General features: G+C 67.3%; 17 protein-coding genes and 4 tRNA genes. 7 read left to right on the top strand and 14 right to left on the bottom strand.

What is annotated here, in order from left to right; translation table 11 throughout:
• The first annotated feature begins 43 nt into the window (after positions 1 to 43).
• Positions 44 to 247 carry a carbon storage regulator CsrA gene (csrA, locus tag OC534_RS13210; protein ID WP_017357638.1) on the top strand — a complete coding sequence of 68 codons (204 nt, stop codon included), beginning with the start codon at positions 44 to 46 and terminating at the stop codon, positions 245 to 247.
• Between the two features lie 81 nt (positions 248 to 328).
• Positions 329 to 421: transfer RNA gene (locus OC534_RS13205), tRNA-Ser, on the top strand.
• 74 nt (positions 422 to 495) lie between these two features.
• Here OC534_RS13205 and OC534_RS13200 read toward each other — a convergent pair.
• A complete protein-coding gene (locus tag OC534_RS13200) occupies positions 496 to 945 on the bottom strand; it encodes a hypothetical protein (RefSeq protein WP_017357637.1) in 450 nt (149 codons plus the stop codon).
• Positions 946 to 1,213: 268 nt separating this feature from the next.
• On the opposite strand from OC534_RS13200, the gene OC534_RS13195 reads away from it, so the two are divergent.
• Positions 1,214 to 3,313, top strand: a complete 2,100-nt coding sequence (locus tag OC534_RS13195) for a TonB-dependent siderophore receptor (RefSeq protein ID WP_262071970.1) — start codon at positions 1,214 to 1,216, stop codon at positions 3,311 to 3,313.
• 57 nt (positions 3,314 to 3,370) lie between these two features.
• On the opposite strand, the gene OC534_RS13190 is transcribed toward OC534_RS13195, so the two are convergent.
• Entirely contained in the window at positions 3,371 to 4,072 is a 702-nt protein-coding gene (locus OC534_RS13190) for a pirin family protein (RefSeq protein ID WP_136006399.1), read from the bottom strand.
• 140 nt (positions 4,073 to 4,212) lie between these two features.
• Here OC534_RS13190 and OC534_RS13185 point away from each other — a divergent pair, with 140 nt between their 5' ends.
• Positions 4,213 to 5,148, top strand: coding sequence for a LysR family transcriptional regulator (locus OC534_RS13185; RefSeq protein ID WP_017357634.1), 936 nt, complete (start codon positions 4,213 to 4,215; stop codon positions 5,146 to 5,148).
• A gap of 115 nt (positions 5,149 to 5,263) precedes the next feature.
• On the top strand, positions 5,264 to 6,409 hold the full coding sequence (locus OC534_RS13180) for an alpha/beta hydrolase (protein ID WP_262071956.1): 1,146 nt from the start codon (positions 5,264 to 5,266) through the stop codon (positions 6,407 to 6,409).
• A 73-nt stretch (positions 6,410 to 6,482) separates the two neighbouring features.
• Here the strand turns inward: OC534_RS13180 and OC534_RS13175 are convergent.
• From OC534_RS13175 to OC534_RS13130, 10 genes are all read right to left on the bottom strand, one after another.
• Positions 6,483 to 6,559 (bottom strand) — tRNA-Arg (locus tag OC534_RS13175).
• 38 nt (positions 6,560 to 6,597) lie between these two features.
• Positions 6,598 to 6,674 (bottom strand) — tRNA-Arg (locus tag OC534_RS13170).
• Positions 6,675 to 6,729: 55 nt separating this feature from the next.
• Positions 6,730 to 6,806: transfer RNA gene (locus tag OC534_RS13165), tRNA-Arg, on the bottom strand.
• Positions 6,807 to 6,867: 61 nt separating this feature from the next.
• Complete coding sequence (locus OC534_RS13160; RefSeq protein WP_136005834.1) at positions 6,868 to 7,707, bottom strand: alpha/beta fold hydrolase; 840 nt, start codon at positions 7,705 to 7,707, stop codon at positions 6,868 to 6,870.
• On the bottom strand, positions 7,704 to 8,513 hold the full coding sequence (thiD, locus tag OC534_RS13155) for a bifunctional hydroxymethylpyrimidine kinase/phosphomethylpyrimidine kinase (RefSeq protein ID WP_017356708.1): 810 nt from the start codon (positions 8,511 to 8,513) through the stop codon (positions 7,704 to 7,706). The genes OC534_RS13160 and thiD overlap by 4 nt, the downstream gene beginning before the upstream one ends.
• Positions 8,514 to 8,556: 43 nt before the next feature.
• The gene (locus OC534_RS13150; RefSeq protein ID WP_017356707.1) at positions 8,557 to 9,228 is read right to left on the bottom strand and encodes a YoaK family protein; all 672 of its coding nucleotides are present in this window, start codon (positions 9,226 to 9,228) and stop codon (positions 8,557 to 8,559) included.
• A gap of 30 nt (positions 9,229 to 9,258) precedes the next feature.
• The gene (locus OC534_RS13145) at positions 9,259 to 9,738 is read right to left on the bottom strand and encodes a hypothetical protein (protein ID WP_166473649.1); all 480 of its coding nucleotides are present in this window, start codon (positions 9,736 to 9,738) and stop codon (positions 9,259 to 9,261) included.
• A 23-nt stretch (positions 9,739 to 9,761) separates the two neighbouring features.
• The gene (locus OC534_RS13140) at positions 9,762 to 11,159 is read right to left on the bottom strand and encodes a PhoH family protein (protein WP_153164272.1); all 1,398 of its coding nucleotides are present in this window, start codon (positions 11,157 to 11,159) and stop codon (positions 9,762 to 9,764) included.
• Positions 11,160 to 11,241: 82 nt separating this feature from the next.
• Positions 11,242 to 11,721, bottom strand: a complete 480-nt coding sequence (locus OC534_RS13135; protein WP_166472864.1) for a peroxiredoxin — start codon at positions 11,719 to 11,721, stop codon at positions 11,242 to 11,244.
• 79 nt (positions 11,722 to 11,800) lie between these two features.
• Positions 11,801 to 12,361, bottom strand: a complete 561-nt coding sequence (locus tag OC534_RS13130; RefSeq protein WP_017356703.1) for a glycine cleavage system protein R — start codon at positions 12,359 to 12,361, stop codon at positions 11,801 to 11,803.
• 164 nt (positions 12,362 to 12,525) lie between these two features.
• Between OC534_RS13130 and dapA the strand changes: the two genes are divergently transcribed.
• Together dapA and OC534_RS13120 are read left to right on the top strand one after the other, a co-directional pair.
• Entirely contained in the window at positions 12,526 to 13,419 is an 894-nt protein-coding gene (gene dapA / locus OC534_RS13125; RefSeq protein ID WP_017356702.1) for a 4-hydroxy-tetrahydrodipicolinate synthase, read from the top strand.
• 29 nt (positions 13,420 to 13,448) lie between these two features.
• The gene (locus OC534_RS13120; RefSeq protein ID WP_017356701.1) at positions 13,449 to 13,967 is read left to right on the top strand and encodes a hypothetical protein; all 519 of its coding nucleotides are present in this window, start codon (positions 13,449 to 13,451) and stop codon (positions 13,965 to 13,967) included.
• Between the two features lie 85 nt (positions 13,968 to 14,052).
• Here the strand turns inward: OC534_RS13120 and fdxA are convergent, their stop codons facing one another.
• Both fdxA and OC534_RS13110 read right to left on the bottom strand, forming a co-directional pair.
• Positions 14,053 to 14,376 (bottom strand): ferredoxin FdxA, encoded by a 324-nt coding sequence (gene fdxA / locus OC534_RS13115; RefSeq protein WP_017356700.1) that lies wholly within the window; start codon positions 14,374 to 14,376, stop codon positions 14,053 to 14,055.
• Positions 14,377 to 14,484: 108 nt separating this feature from the next.
• Positions 14,485 to 15,357 (bottom strand): SMP-30/gluconolactonase/LRE family protein, encoded by an 873-nt coding sequence (locus OC534_RS13110; RefSeq protein WP_262071969.1) that lies wholly within the window; start codon positions 15,355 to 15,357, stop codon positions 14,485 to 14,487.
• Positions 15,358 to 15,368: the final 11 nt, after the last annotated feature.

Raw genomic sequence — 15,368 nt, 5'->3', positions numbered from 1 at the left:
AGCCGGTGGGGAAGTACCACCGGTTCCATGGAGACTTGCAAAAATGTTGATCCTGACTCGCCGCGTAGGCGAAACCCTGATGATCGGTGACTCGGTCAGCGTGACCGTGCTCGGCGTCAAGGGCAACCAGGTCCGTATCGGTATCACCGCTCCGAAGGACGTTGCCGTGCACCGCGAAGAGATTTACCAGCGCATCCAGCGCGGCGACGAGCCGAATGCCGCTGGAAGTGAAAATTCTTCCGATTAAGGCTTTACCTGAGGGCGCGGAAAACGTTATTATTCGCGCCCCCGCTGAGATGAAACATCACAGCGGCGGAACAAGAACACTGGAGCGGTGCCCGAGTGGCTGAAGGGGCTCCCCTGCTAAGGGAGTATAGGGTCAAAAGCTCTATCGAGGGTTCGAATCCCTCCCGCTCCGCCAGTTATGCAGAAGGCCTTCGTACGCAAGTACGAAGGCCTTTCTGTTTGGGCGGCCGCTGCATCACCCGGCAGGTCTCAGTCGGGGACGAAGGCGCGCTCTTCGTACGCGATGCGCTCCAGCCGTTCACCCGTCCACAGCAGATACTCGATCCGGTCGGGATGCCCGTAGCCGTCGTTCTGCGTGACGATCAACAGGCGACTGTCGCGCCGGTGAGCCAAGCGCCCGTTGTTGAGGGTCTGGCCCGGGTGGACCTCGCCACTGACGCGGTCGATCAATACGTATTCGATGCAGCCGCTGCCGCAGCCGGCCAGGTAGACGGTGAAGCGGTCCGCGAAGTCGAGGTCGCCGTCCTGGCCGTCGCCGCGCAGGTACATGTCCATTTTCCAGGTCACCCCGTCGTGCGGAGGCCGGGTTGGTGCGAAATGGTCGATCCGGGTCAGTTCGACCGGGTAGTCCTCCAGTTGCGGTGGGGCGGCCGCGACGGCGAGGGCCAGCAGCAGCGATGTCGCAAGCGCGATGTACATCCGTGTTTCTCCAGTCAGGGCATCCAGCGGCGCCAAGCATCGCATGTCCGCAGGCTGTAACATGTGGCTGCCGCGGAAGCGCCGTAGCGCCTTCCTCCCCCCATCTACCTCCAGCCGCCGCCAGAGGATGTCGTTCCTCACTGGAGGCGTTGCCGTGTCCGTTGTCGTGTCCCGTACTGCCCAGGCCCGTTCGGGCCGTATTCCTGCCGAACGTCCGTCGGCACCCTCCCTGTCCCTGCTCACCGTGGCCCTGAGTGGCGTGCTCGGGCTGGGTCTGTTTGCCCCCGCCGTGCAGGCGGAGGAGGCGCCGCCGGAGGATGCTGCTGCCCAGACCCTGCCGACGGTGCAGGTCACCGCCAATCAATTGGGCACAGTGACCGAAGGCAGTGGCTCCTACACGCCGGGCACGATCGCCACCGCCACGCGTCTGGTGCTCAGCCCGCGCCAGACGCCGCAGTCGATCAGCGTGATCACCCGTCAGGAAATGAACGACTTCGGGCTCAATGGCATCGACGACGTCATGAAGGTCACCCCGGGCATCAGCATCGTCACCTACGACAGCGAGCGCACCGAGTACTACGCACGCGGCTTCGCGGTGCAGAACTTCCAGTACGACGGCATCCCGATGGCGCGCGATTCGGCGTACTCGGCGGGCAACACGCTCAGTGATACCGCCATCTACGACCGCATCGAGGTGCTCAAGGGCGCGACCGGCCTGCTGACCGGCATGGGGGACCCCGGCGCGACGATCAACCTGGTGCGCAAGAAGCCGACCCGCGCGCCGGCCGGCAGTGTCACGCTGGGGGCCGGTTCGTGGGACAGCTACCGGGCCGACGTGGATGTCGGTGGTCCCTTGACCGGGAGCGGCCGCGTGCGCGGACGCGCGGTGGCGGCGTACCAGGACAAGCAGTCCAACGTCGACCATTACCAGCGCAGCAACGAGGTCTTCTACGGCATTCTGGAAGCCGACATCGGCGACAGCACGCTGCTGACGGTCGGGGCCGACTACCAGGACAGCGATCCCAAGGGCTCAAGCTGGGGCGGCATTCCACTGCTGGACAGCGCGGGCAAGTTCAACCGCATGCCGCGCTCATTCAACAATGGCGCACGCTGGAGCCGCTGGGGCCAGTACGCCCGCACCGGCTTTGCCACGCTGGAGCACACCTTCGGCAACGACTGGGTCGCCAAGCTGCAGCTCAACCACCAGGTCAACGGTTACGACGCCTCGCTGGGAGCGGCGGCCGGCGGCAATCCCGATCCCGTCACCGGCGAGGGCGTGAGCATGTGGCTGGGCCAGTACATCGGCAAGACCACCAGCAATGCCGCCGATCTGTACGTGAGCGGCCGGTTCGAATGGTTCGGTCGCCAGCACGAACTGGTGGTGGGCGGGAGTGTGTCGCGCAAGCGCTGGGTCAACAACGGGTATTCGCCCCAGCCGGGTTACGTGAGCGACGTTGCCGACTATTACGCCTGGACCGGCGATGTGCCCGAGCCGGACTGGCAGTGGAGCTACGGGGACAACCAGGTTACCCGGGAGAGCGGTGCCTATGTGGTGGGCCGCTTCGACCTGGCCGACCCGCTGAAGCTGATCCTCGGCAGCCGCATCGCCAACTACACATCCCCGGATACCGACGAGAGCGGCGTGGTCGTGCCGTACGCCGGCGTGGTGTACGACCTCAGCCGCACCGTCTCGGTGTTTGCCAGCTACAGCACCATTTTCAAGCCGCAGGGCAACCAGGACGAACAGGGTCGGGTGCTGGACCCGTTGGAAGGGCGCAGCTACGAGGCCGGCCTGAAGGCGGAGTTCTACGAGGGGCGTCTCAACGCGAGCGCGGCGGTGTTCCAGCTGGAGCAGGACAACTACGCGCAGCCCACCGGCGGCAGGACACCGAGCGGTGGCATCGCCTATGAAGGGCTGATGGGCGTGCGGACCAGGGGCTATGAGCTGGAGATCTCCGGTCAGCTCGCGCCGGGCTGGCAGGTCCAGGGCGGCTACGCGCACAAGATCGCGCGGCAGCAGTCCACCAAGGTCTCCACGCTGGAACCGGAAGACCAGTTCAGCGTGCACAGCACCTACCGCCTCACCGGTGCGGGGCAGGGCTGGAGCGTTGGCGGTGGTGCGCGCTGGCAGGGCAGTACGTTCGGCACCATCACCCCCCCGGCCACCGGCGGAAGCCAGGTCCATCGCACTGAGCCGTACTGGCTGCTGGATGCGATGGCGCGCTACCAGTTCAACGACCAGCTGTCGGCGACGGTCAACGTCAACAACCTGCTCGACAAGCGTTATTACACGATCTTCAGCTGGTACAGCACCTACACCTGGGGCGAGCCGCGCAACGTGCGCCTGACGCTCAACTACAGGTTCTGATCCGCGCAACGCACGACACCCCGGGCAACCGGGGTGTCGGCGTTTCAGTGGGGGGGATTACAGCGGCAGCTCAAAGACGATCACTTCGGCATCGTTGCCATTCTCCAGCGTGACCTGCGCCTCGTCGCTGATCTGCAGCGCATCACCGGCTTCCAGGGTGATGCCGTTGACCTGGAGCTGGCCACGGGCGACCTGCACATAGGCGCCGCGACGCGGGGCCAGCGGCAGGTGCACGCGGTCATCGCCATCCAGGATGGTCGCGTAGATGTTGGCATCCTGGTGGATCAGCAGCGAACCGTCGCGGCCATCGCGCGAGGCGATCAGGCGGAGCTGGCCGCGCTTGGTGTCCGGCGCGAAGTGGGTTTCCTGGTAGCTCGGGGCGATGTTCTCCTGGTCGGGGAACAGCCAGATCTGCAGGAAGTGCACCGCCTCGTCGGCCGAGTGGTTGAACTCGCTGTGGCTGACGCCGCTGCCCGCACTCATCCGCTGCACGTCGCCATAGCGCAGCACCGAGCCGGTGCCCATCGAGTCCTTGTGCTCCAGCGCGCCGCCAAGCACGTAGGAGATGATCTCCATGTTGCTGTGGCTGTGGGTGCCGAAGCCCTGGCCGCCCTGGACGCGGTCTTCGTTGATCACGCGCAGAGGGCCGAAGCTGACATAGCGCGGGTCATAGTAGTTGGCGAAGGAGAAGGTGTGCATGGAGTTCAGCCAGCCGTGGTCGGCCTTGCCACGGGTGTTGCTCTTGCGGATCTGCAGCATGGGAATCTCCTGGGTGTTCGATGGTTTCGATGGCGGTCCGGGGCGGCGGCTGCCGCTCCCTTTCCTGTTGCGGCCAGTATCCGCTTGCGCCACGGACTTGAAAAACGGATAGTTTTGCAAGCCATCATCGAAAAATTCGAATGCTTAAGCTCAGCCTCGATGCCCTGCAGATCCTGGATGCCATCGACCGCCGCGGCTCGTTCGCCGCCGCCGGCAAGGCGCTGCACAAGGTGCCATCGACGATTTCCTACACGGTGTCCAAGCTGGAGGAGGACCTGGGCGTCCAGCTGTTCGACCGGATCGGCCCGCGCGCGCACCTGACCGCGGCCGGTGAGGCGCTGCTGGAGGAGGGGCGGCACCTGCTGCGCGCCGCGCGCGAGCTGGAAATGCGGGTGCGCCGGGTAGCGTCCGGCTGGGAGGCCGAACTGACCGTGGCGGTGGATGCGATGTTCCCCCCGGCGCTGCTGGCCGAGGACGTGCGGGCGTTCACGGCGGTGGCCGAACAGACCCGGGTGCGGCTGGTCAGTGAGGCGTTGTCCGGCACCTGGGAGGCCCTGCTGGACCGCCGGGCCGACCTGCTGGTCGGCGCGGCGGGCGAGGGGCCGAGCGGGGGCGGATACGTGGTCGAGCCGATGGGCGTGGTGCGCTTCGTCTTTGCCGTGGCGCCCTCGCACCCGTTGGCGACAGCGCCTGAGCCGCTCGGACGGGAGGTGCTGGCGGCGCATTGCGCGATCGCGGTGGCGGACTCGGCGCGCCGGCTGCTGCCGCGCACGGTCGGCCTGCTGATGGGCCAGGACACAGTGACCGTGCCCGATACGGCCAGCAAGTTCCGCCTCCAGTGCGCCGGTCTTGGCTTTGGCTTCCTGCCCGAGCCGTACGTGCGTCAGGCGGTGCGCGAGGGGCGGCTGGTGATCCGGCAGGTGGACGAGCCCAAGCCGGATGAAACCTTCTGGCTGGCCTGGCGGACCGGCGAGGAGGGCGCGGGGCTGCGCTGGTGGCGCGAGCGCATGCAGCGGCCCCAGGTGATCGAGGGCTGGTGGCCGACGATGGCGACGTGGCTCGGGCACGGCGCCTGAGCCGCCGGCCAAGCTGAACCGATGGTGCGCTGTCATGCCACCGTCATCCCGGTGCGATAGAGCGCCTGCGGCGCAGCCAGTACGCTGCCCGGCCCGTTGATGTCCGTCCACGCCCATGAAACGCCTGCTGCTGTTGCTGCTGGCCGGGGCCGGCCTGTGGCTGGCTGCCTGCTCCTCGCTGACCTCGTCCGCGTCCACGTCGCTGAGCGATCGTCTGGTCGCCCCCGGCGGCGTGTCCACGCTGCTGGATACCGCGCGCATCGCCGACGCGGTGGCGTCGGTGCCGAACCGACACGGTTTCGTCACCGGCCGCGCGGGCGTGCCGATCTTCTGGCGGGCGTTCGATCCTGGCCAGTACGGCGCGCGCTACCACTACCTGGCCCAACAGCACGACAACGGCCTGCCGCTGCAGACCGGCCTGCAGCTGGCGGTGCCGCATCCGTTCCGGCCGCAGGCGCCGCGCGGCACCGTCGTGCTCCTTCATGGGTGGATGATGAACGGCGATGCGATGCTGCCGTGGTCGCTGCAGCTGGCGCAGGCCGGCTACCGCGTGGTCACCATCGACCTGCGCAACCACGGTCAGTCCGGCGCCGGTCCGGCCGGCTATGGCACGTTCGAATCGGACGATGTGGTCGATGTGATCGGCACGCTGCGCCAGCGCGGCGAAGTCGCGGGTCCGCTGTACCTGTTCGGCGTCTCTTACGGGGCGGCCACGGCGTTGTTCACTGCCGACAAGCTGGGCGACCAGGTCACCGGCGTGGTGGCGATGGAGTCCTTTGCCAATGCCGGCGACGCGATCCGCAGCATGATTCCGCACCTGATGTCGCTGCAGCCGAGTGGCTGGAAGGCGCAGGCGGTGGCCGCGTACGGGCGCTGGCGCTACGGGGGGCAGGACATCGACCAGGTGATCGCCGCCGCCAGCCAGCGGCTGGACCTGGACCTGGACCGCGTCGATGTGGCCCGCGCACTGTCCGGCACGCAGGCCTGCGTCCTGCTGCTGCATGGCCAGGATGACCAGCATGTCCGGGTGGAGCAGGGGCGTCGGCTGGCATCATCCAGTCCGCGCGCGCACTACATCGAGATGCGCGGCGAGGACCACATCACGCTGCCGCTGCGCGTGGATCTGCTGGGCGGTGTGGTGGACGACTGGCTGGCGCACGACGACCCCGCCGGCGGTGCGTGCCCGGCGCCCGCACTGCCGGGCGCGGCGGATCGCCTGGTGATGCAGGCGGTGCGGGTGCAGGCGATGTCGCGCGGATGAGCGTCGCGCGCCGGGTTGCGGGGAGACGGCCAAAAAAAACAGCAGCCGAGGGCTGCCGTTCTTGTCGATGCAATGGTGCGCCCGGAGAGATTCGAACTCCCGACCGCCTGGTTCGTAGCCAGGTACTCTATCCAACTGAGCTACGGGCGCATTTGCATTGTCTGATTGTAGTGCTGCACGCGATGCAGTGGTGCGCCCGGAGAGATTCGAACTCCCGACCGCCTGGTTCGTAGCCAGGTACTCTATCCAACTGAGCTACGGGCGCATGTGCATCGCGTTTTGTACTGCTGCTGCCAACGGCGGCGTTGTCAGCCTGTTGATGGTGCGCCCGGAGAGATTCGAACTCCCGACCGCCTGGTTCGTAGCCAGGTACTCTATCCAACTGAGCTACGGGCGCGTCAACAGGAGCGGAATTATGCGGATCGACGTCGCATTCGTCAACGCTTTTGTGAAGGTCTTCATTCAAATGAATGAAAAAGTGTGTCGGCAACGGCCTCCGGCGCCTTCATCCAGGCGAAGTGGTCGGCGCGTGCGCCCAGCGTGGCGGCGGACAGAACGGTCAGCGTCGATCGTACCTGCGGCAGCTTGGCCAGCAGGCCCTGCATCGACGTTGCCGGTGCCAGCCAGTCGTCGGCCATGATCACCGCCGTCGCCTGGCCGCGGACCGCGCGCATGGCGAGGTCGAGGTCCTGCGCGATGCCCTCGCCGCAGTAGTGGTTGCTCAGGCCCACGCGTGCCCAGTCGCGGATCAGGCCGCGCGCTTCGGTGCCGCCAAATCCCACGCGGCGTCCGTGCAGCACGCCCTGGCGCTGGGCCAGCCACGGCAGGAAGCGGTAGATCAGTGGCAAGGTCCAGCCGCGCGGCGCGGGGAAGGTGCGCCAGTATGGCGTGCCGCTGGCGACCAGCCAGAACCGGGCGACGACGTCCGGGTTGAGTCCGGCGAACGCGCAGGCAAGCTGGCCGCCGAGGCTGTGGCCGCCAATGATCAACGGTGCGCTGCCCTGGGCCTGCACCTGCGCCAGGCTGGCCGGCAGGTCGCGCTGGAGGATCTCGCGGTAGCCCCAGTCCTGCGTGCGCGATGGACGCAGGCTGCTGCTGCCGTTGCCGCGCCACTCATGCAGGTGCACGGCAAGGCCGCGCGCGGCGAGCGCCTCGGCCAGCGGCAGGTAGTGGCGTGCGGCCACGCCCAGTGCCGGCAGCCACAGCAGGCGCGCCTGCGGCGTGGCCGGGCGGCGCACCAGCAGGTCGGTACGATGGCCATCGTCGGACTGCACGGGCAGGGTCAGCGCATCGATCATGCAGGACGCGCCGCGCCGAAGTGATCGATCACCAGCACCTCGCTGCGGCCGGGGTAGTACCCGCTCTGCAGGCCGCGGGCCACGTAGTCGATGGCGGCCTCGCAGGCGTTCGGCACTGACAGCCCCTGGCACAACTGCGCGGCGATCGCCGACGCCAGCGTGCAGCCGGTGCCGTGGGCATCGACCGGCAGGCGCGCGTGGATGAAGTCATCGCGGGTGACGCCATCGAAGTAGCGGTCGATCACCCGTGCGCCCTCGTCCAGATGACCGCCCTTGAGCAGAACGGCGCCCGCGCCGAGCGCCAGCAGCGCACCGGCGGCATCTTCGGCATCGTCGGCGGTGACAATGCGACGCCCGAGCAGCAGTTCGGCCTCCGGGATGTTGGGCGTCAGCAGCGTGGCCAATGGGATCAGGCGGGTGCGCATGGCGTGCAGCGCGCTCTCCTCCAGCAGCCTGGCGCCGCTGGTGGCCACCATCACCGGGTCGAGCACCACGTGCGGCGGGCGGTGTGTTTCCAGTGCGTCGGCAACCCGCCCGATCACCTCGGCGTTGGCCAGCATGCCCAGCTTCACCGCGTGGATTTCGAAATCGGCGAAGCAGGCATCGATCTGCGCCTGCAGGAACTCCAGCGGGGGCACATGGACGGCAGTGACGCCGCGGGTGTTCTGCGCGGTCAGCGCGGCGATCACCGACAGGCCGTGCACGCGATGGGCGGCAAAGGCCTTCAGGTCGGCCTGGATGCCTGCGCCGCCCCCGGAATCGGAACCGGCGATGGTCAGGGCGGAAACGGGAGTGGATGGGCTCATGCGCTGATTGTGCAGTGTTTGCGGCAGCGGTGCTGGCGCGCGCTCAGGGCCGTTGCAGGCGTCGCCATTGTGCGTGCAGCACGTAACCCAGGCCGGTGCCGCCGGTCAGCAGTGCCGGGGCGAGCAGGGCGTCGTAACCAACCCGCAGGAACAGCCAGGCGCCGAGGATGCCGCCGGCGAGGAAACCGCTGACGATCAGTCCGCTGAGGGTCAGGCGACGGATCGGCAGTGGCAGGCCGCGCAGCAGATGTCCCAGCCCGATCCCGAGGTCGGTGAACATGCCGCTGAGATGGGTGGTGCGCACCACGGCGCCGCTGAAGGTCGTGGCCATCGCGTTCTGCAGGCCACAGGCCATCGCGGCGGCGAGCGCACCCCAGATCTGCTGCTGCTTGAACAGCGGAATGGCGATCAGCAGCAGCAGCGATTCCAGCGTCAGCACCACGCCGTAGCGGCGGCCGAGCTGCAGGGCGCTGTCCTGCACGATCATGCCGCTGAGCATGGCCCCCAGGCAGAACGCAATGAGCAGGCCCCACAGGTGCCCGACCACGCGCCAGTCGCCCTGTGCCAGGGCCATGCCGAGCTGGCTGGTGGTGCCGGTCATGTGGCTGACCGCCTGGTGCTCGAACCCGAGGAAGCCGACCACGTTGACCATGCCGGCCACACAGGACAGCGCGATCGCGCCGACCCATACCCACGTGGGCAGCCGGATGCTCATCGGCCGTGGACGGCGTTGATCACGGGATGCTCAGCGGCCCGCAGGGGGGCCGTTGAACTGCACATCGGAGAACTGGCCGCTGGCCGGATCGAACACCGCGCCCCAGAACTGCGCACCGCCATCGCAGACGCGGATCGCCTCGCGCGCCGGATCGATGTCGCTGCCGTCGGGCAGGTGGAAAGCGTTGAGGTAGATCAGCTGGCGCCCATCGCGTTCGATGCCGACGTACTGGCGATCGAAATCGCCGGCCCTGGGCACCTGCGCCTCCAGCGAAGGCAAGGCGGCTTCAAGCTGCTCGACCTGCTGCCGGCTGGGCGCCCAGTAGCCGGTGACCCGCCCCGGCTCGCGGCCGGGGCTGGTGCGCGAGCAGGTATCCAGCACCTGGGCGGCGATCACCGGGCGGGTGACCACCCAGGACTGGCCGGCCTTGACTGCGGTCGGGATGGTGCTGCCGGGGCGCGTGTTGGACGGCGTGCAGGCTGCCGCCAGCGCAGCAAGCGCCAGCGGCAGGGCGGCACGGGACAGGAAAGGGTTCACAACACCTCCGAGGCGTAGTCGGCCAGGCGCGAACGCTCGCCACGGCGCAGCGTGACATGGGCGCTGTGCGGCCAGTTCTTGAAACGGTCCACCGCGTAGGTCAGGCCCGAGGTGGTTTCGGTCAAGTACGGGGTGTCGATCTGTTCGACGTTGCCCAGACAGACGATCTTGGTGCCGGGGCCGGCACGGGTGATCAGCGTCTTCATCTGCTTGGGGGTGAGGTTCTGCGCCTCATCCAGGATCAGGTAGCGCGACAGGAAGGTGCGTCCGCGCATGAAGTTCAGCGAGCGGATCTTGATCCGGCTGGCGATCAGGTCGTTGGTCGCCGCACGCCCCCAGGCGCCGCCTTCCTGGGTGTGGGTGAGCACCTCCAGGTTGTCGGTCAGCGCGCCCATCCACGGCGTCATCTTTTCCTCCTCGGTACCGGGCAGGAAGCCGATGTCTTCGCCGACGCTGACCGTGGCGCGGGTCATGATGATCTCGCGGTAACGCTGCTGGTCCATCGTCTGTGCCAGGCCGGCGGCGAGCGCGAGCAGGGTCTTGCCGGTGCCGGCGGTGCCCAGCAGGGTGACAAAATCGATCTCCGGATCCATCAACGCGTTGAGCGCGAAGTTCTGTTCGCGGTTGCGCGCGCTGATGCCCCAGACCGCATGGCTGCCGTGGCGGAAATCATTGACCAGCGACAGGGTGACCTTGTCGCCATCGACCTTGGCCACGCGCAGCTCAACCTCGTCGTCGCCGGGCAGGTAGGCGTACTGGTTGGGATGCCAGCTCTCATCGTCACTGGCGAGGATTTCGTAACTGGTGCGGCCCTTGTCGCTCCAGCTGCGGAGGTTGTCGGTGTGCTTCTTCCAGAAATCCTCCGGCAGCTCGGTGGCGCCGGTGTAGAGCAGGCTGAAGTCGTCCAGCGCACGGTCGTTCTCGTAGTCTTCCGACACGATGCCGGCGATGGCCGCCTTGATCCGCAGGTTGATGTCCTTGGACACGAACACCACCGGGATCTCCGGGATCTGCTCCTTCAGGGCCAGAATCGCACCGAGGATGGCGTTGTCCGGGATCACCGCGCCGAAGCTCTTGCCCGCCTCGAAATGGCTGGTCTGGAAGCGCAGCAGGCCCACGCTCTGCTTGCCGCGCAGCTGCAGGCCGTTCGGGCGCTGCAGCGGGATGCCGTCGGCGAGATTGTCCAGGCCCGACGCCTGCACCAGCTCATTGAGGAAGCGGCTCACCTGGCGCGCATTGCGGCTCGCCTCGGTGGTGCCCTTCTTGCCGTTGTCCAGCTCTTCGATCACCTGCATCGGCAGGTAGACATCATGCTCCTCGAACTTGAACAGCGCGGTTGGATCGTGCATCAGCACGTTGGTATCCAGTACGTAGATGCGCTTGCCTCGGGTCATCGTCATTTCCTGGTGGCAGAACAGGGACAAGCCATCACGGCCTGCGGGGCAGGGTGATGGCCATTGGGGGGTGCCGGGTTGGTCACTGGGTTTTCGCGGCCTTCAGGGCTTCAAGGACGGATGCGGCGTGGCCGGCGACTTTCACCTTGCGCCACGACTGCACGATACGACTGTCGGGTGAGATGAGGAAGGTGCTGCGTTCGATGCCACGCACCTGCTTGCCGTACATGTTCTTCAGCCGGATCACGTCGAATGCGGTGCACAGCGCTTCGTCGGCATCGCTGATCAGCGGAAACGCGAATCCCTGCTTGGCGCAGAAGTTGTCGTGGGATTTGACCGAGTCGCGGGAGACGCCGAACACGCGCGCATCCAGGCGCGTGAAGTCCGGCAGCAGGGCATTGAAATCGATGCCCTCGGTGGTGCAGCCCGGCGTGCTGTCCTTGGGGTAGAAGTACAACACCAGCCACTGGCCGGCGAGTGCGGCGAGGGTGGTGTGTTCGCCGCCGGACAGGGCCAGCGGAAGCGCGAGGGTGGTGCTGTCCAGGGTGTCGCCGTCGTTCATGAGGTCCTTTCCGGATCCTGGGGTGCGTCTACTACAACTGCATGAAACACCGCGCGCTCGTGACGAACGCGCGAAGCCGTCAGAACTTCATCGGGTCCATGATCGCGTCCAGGTTGAGGTGGTCGCAGAACTCGAGGAAATCGTCGCGCAGTGCGGCGATGTGCATGTTGGCGGGCACGCCGATGGTGACCTGTGCGGAGAACATTTCCGCACCGGTCTGCATGGCGCGGTAACGCGTGCTCTGCAGGTTCTCGATGGTGATGCCCTGGCGGTCGAAGAAATCGGCCAGCTGGAACAGGATGCCAGGCTTGTCGGCGGCAATCACTTCCACGATGTAGGGCAGCAGGTTGGACTGCGCCTGCTTGGCACCGGTGCGGTACCAGACCAGCTTCAGGCCTTCCTCGCGCTCCAGGCGGGTGAGCATCGCTTCGAGCTTGGCGACCGAGTCCCACGAGCCGGTGGCCAGGGCGGTGACCGAGACATCACGGCCCACGGTGGCCAGGCGCGCGTCGACCAGGTTGCAGCCACTATCGGAGATCCGCCGGGTCACGGGCAGCAGGGGGGACTCCGGATGCGTCGTATAGGCGTTGATCAGGAGATGGTTTTCGGTCGGCGCAGGCCGCGGCGTGGTGTCGGTCAAGGTGGTTCCGGTAATGCAGGGTGAGTCTGAACGGCACCGGCGACGGCCCGTTCACCTGGGTCCAGCATACTTGCCCGCGCTTTCGACCCGCAAGTAACATGCAAAGTACATCCGGCCGGCGTTTAGCCCGGTCCGCCTCCCCCTCTCTTCAGAGCATCGTTTCCTTGTCCCTTTCCGGTCTCATCACCGCGCTGGCGACGCCTTTCCAGGCTGACGGCGCATTGGATCCCGACGGTTGGCAGCGCCTGCTGCACCTGCAACTGGAGGGTGGTGTCCGCGGTGTGGTCGTGGCCGGCTCGACCGGCGAAGCGGCCACCCTGTCCGACGACGAATACGACCTGCTGCTGCGCAGCGCGGTCAAGGCCGTGGGCGGCCGCATCCCGGTGCTGGCCGGGACCGGGTTGTCGGGAACCGCCAAAACCATCGAGCAGACCCGCCGTGCAGCCGCCAACGGCGCCACCCATGCGCTGGTGGTGACGCCGCCGTACGTGCGCCCGACCCAGGCCGGCCTGATCGCGCATTACCGTGCGGTCGCCGACCAGGGCGGCCTGCCGGTGGTGCTCTACAACGTGCCGGGGCGGACCGGTTGCGACATGTTGCCGGAGACCGTGGCCGAACTTGCCCGGCATCCGAACATCGTCGGCATCAAGGAAGCGGTGGGCGACACCGGCCGCGTCAACGCGCTGCTGGCGCTGCGTTCGCCCGACTTCGCCATTCTCAGTGGCGATGACGGTACTGCCGCGCGTTCGATCCTGTCCGGCGTCGATGGCCTGATTTCGGTGGGTTCCAACGTCCTGCCCGGTGCATACCGCCGCATGTGCGACCTTGCCGCCGCCGGCGAGCGCGAGGCGACCGAGTCGTGGGATGCACGACTGGAGCCGTTCCATGAATTCTGCGGTGTGGAATCCAATCCGATCCCGGTGAAGGACCTGCTGCGCCGGATCGGCATCGGCGACGGACTGCGTCTGCCCCTGCTGCCCTTGTCCGAAGCCCACCATGCCGCCGCCGGACATCTGGCCAGCGACATCGGCGCGCTCGAAGCACTATCCAGCCACTGATCGACAGTGGCCTGACCCAGGAGATTCATATGCGTCAATCCGTTTCCGCCATTCGCGTGCTGTCCTTCGCGATTCTGGCCACCGCTACCCTCGTGGGCACCACCGGCTGCTTCAAGCGCGGCGCGAAGGGCGACTACGCGCTGGCGCCCGAAGTGCGTCCGCTGGAAATCCCGCCGGATCTGACCGTGCCCAGCACCACCGGCGGCGCGCAGGTGCCGGCATTGGCCTCGCAGGCGGTCAAGCCGGCCCCGGCGGCGTCCGCGCAGGCGCCGGCCAACAATGCCGGCTTCACCGTGGCTGGCAGCAAGGAAGACGTGTTCGCCAGGCTCGGCACCGCCCTGGAGTCGGTTGACGGCGTGAAGATCGCCAGCAAGGCCCAGCTGCTGGGCTCCTATGACGTGGCCTACGAAGGCAGCGACTTCCTGGTGCGCGTGGTGGCCGTGGATGCCGGCGCGTACATCTCGGCCGTTGACCCGCGGGGCCTGCCGGCTACCGGCGCTGCCCCGGTCAAGCTGCTGGGTGAGCTGAAGGCCAAGCTGGCACCGTAAGGTGCCGGCCGGTGAGGCCGGGCGCTGCCCGGCTGCACCCGGCGGTGGTCGAAAACAAAAAAGGCGCCGTGGGCGCCTTTTTTCGTTACCGCTCCAGCAACTTGAGCTTGTCCGGCTTGCCGTCCCACTCGCCGGCATCGGCGGGTGGGTCCTTGCGCACGGTCAGCACCGGCCAGGCCTTGGCCAGCTCTGCATTGAGCTCCACGAACACTTCCTGCCCGGCGGGCACGTCGTCTTCGGGGAAAATGGCGTTGACCGGGCATTCCGGCTCGCAGAGGGTGCAGTCGATGCACTCGTCCGGGTCGATCACCAGGAAGTTGGGACCCTCATGGAAGCAATCCACGGGGCACACTTCCACGCAATCGGTGTGTTTGCACTTGATGCAGTTTTCGGTGACGACAAAAGGCATGGCTGGATCTGAATCCGACAGTGAGCCGGACAATTCTAGAACAGGTTGGCCGCTGGCGCGGGATTCGATCTCACTTGGGCGTGCAACCGCCCGCGCACGCGGCGCCGCTCACCAGCGGAACGGGGTGTCGGGGAGGCCGGCGATGCCGGTGTCCACGGCGAACACGCTGCCGGCGTGCGGGGCGGCGGCGAGTTCGTCGGGGCCGTAGTCCAGGCGTGAGCTGGTGACCATCAGGCGGGTCAGGTCGGGCCCGCCGAATGCCACGCAGGTCGGGTTCTTCACCGGCATCGGCAGGATCCGGTCGATGCGGCCATCGGCGCCATAGCGCACCACCCGCGAGGCGCGCCACTGCGCGTTCCAGAGCCCGCCCTCCGCGTCGATGATGGCGCCATCGGGTTCCCAGTGCGGCGATTCCAGCGATGCGAAGCGGCGCGGATGGCGACAGCGGGCGCTGTCGGCGTCGTAGTCGCAGCACCACAGCTCCGGCCGCACCGAATCGCAGTAGTACAGGGTGCCGCCGTCGGCGCTGAAGCAGATCGCGTTGGGAATCACGACGCCGGGCAGGCCGAGATCGCGCAGGCCGTGGCGCGCGCTGTACTGGTAGAAGCGACCCAGCGGCGCTTGCGCCGGATCTTCGTTCATGGTGCCGAACACCAGGTTGCCGGCGCGGTCGGTGCGGCCATCATTGCTGCGGGTGCTGGCCACCTCGGGCTGCACATCGGCCAGCCAGTGCAGGGTGGGCTCGCCATTGGCGGTGTCCAGGTCCATCCGCTGCAGGGACCCGGCCAGAGCGAGCAGCAACTGGCCATCCGCGCCCTCGGCCAGGCAGCCGGGACGGTCCGGCAGCGCCCACTGGCGACGGGCGTCGGTAGCCGGGTGGTACTGCCACAGGCGTCGTTCGCTGATGTCCACCCAGAACAGGCATTGGCGACGGGGCGACCACAGGGCGCCTTCGCCGTGGGTGCAGCGGCTGTCGACCAGCGGGGTGGGGA

The sequence above is a fragment of the Stenotrophomonas sp. Marseille-Q5258 genome (assembly GCF_946900935.1).
Lineage (GTDB): Bacteria > Pseudomonadota > Gammaproteobacteria > Xanthomonadales > Xanthomonadaceae > Stenotrophomonas > Stenotrophomonas nematodicola.
The sequence above is the reverse complement of the archived record's forward strand: the minus strand, read 5'-3'. Positions and strand labels throughout refer to the sequence as shown.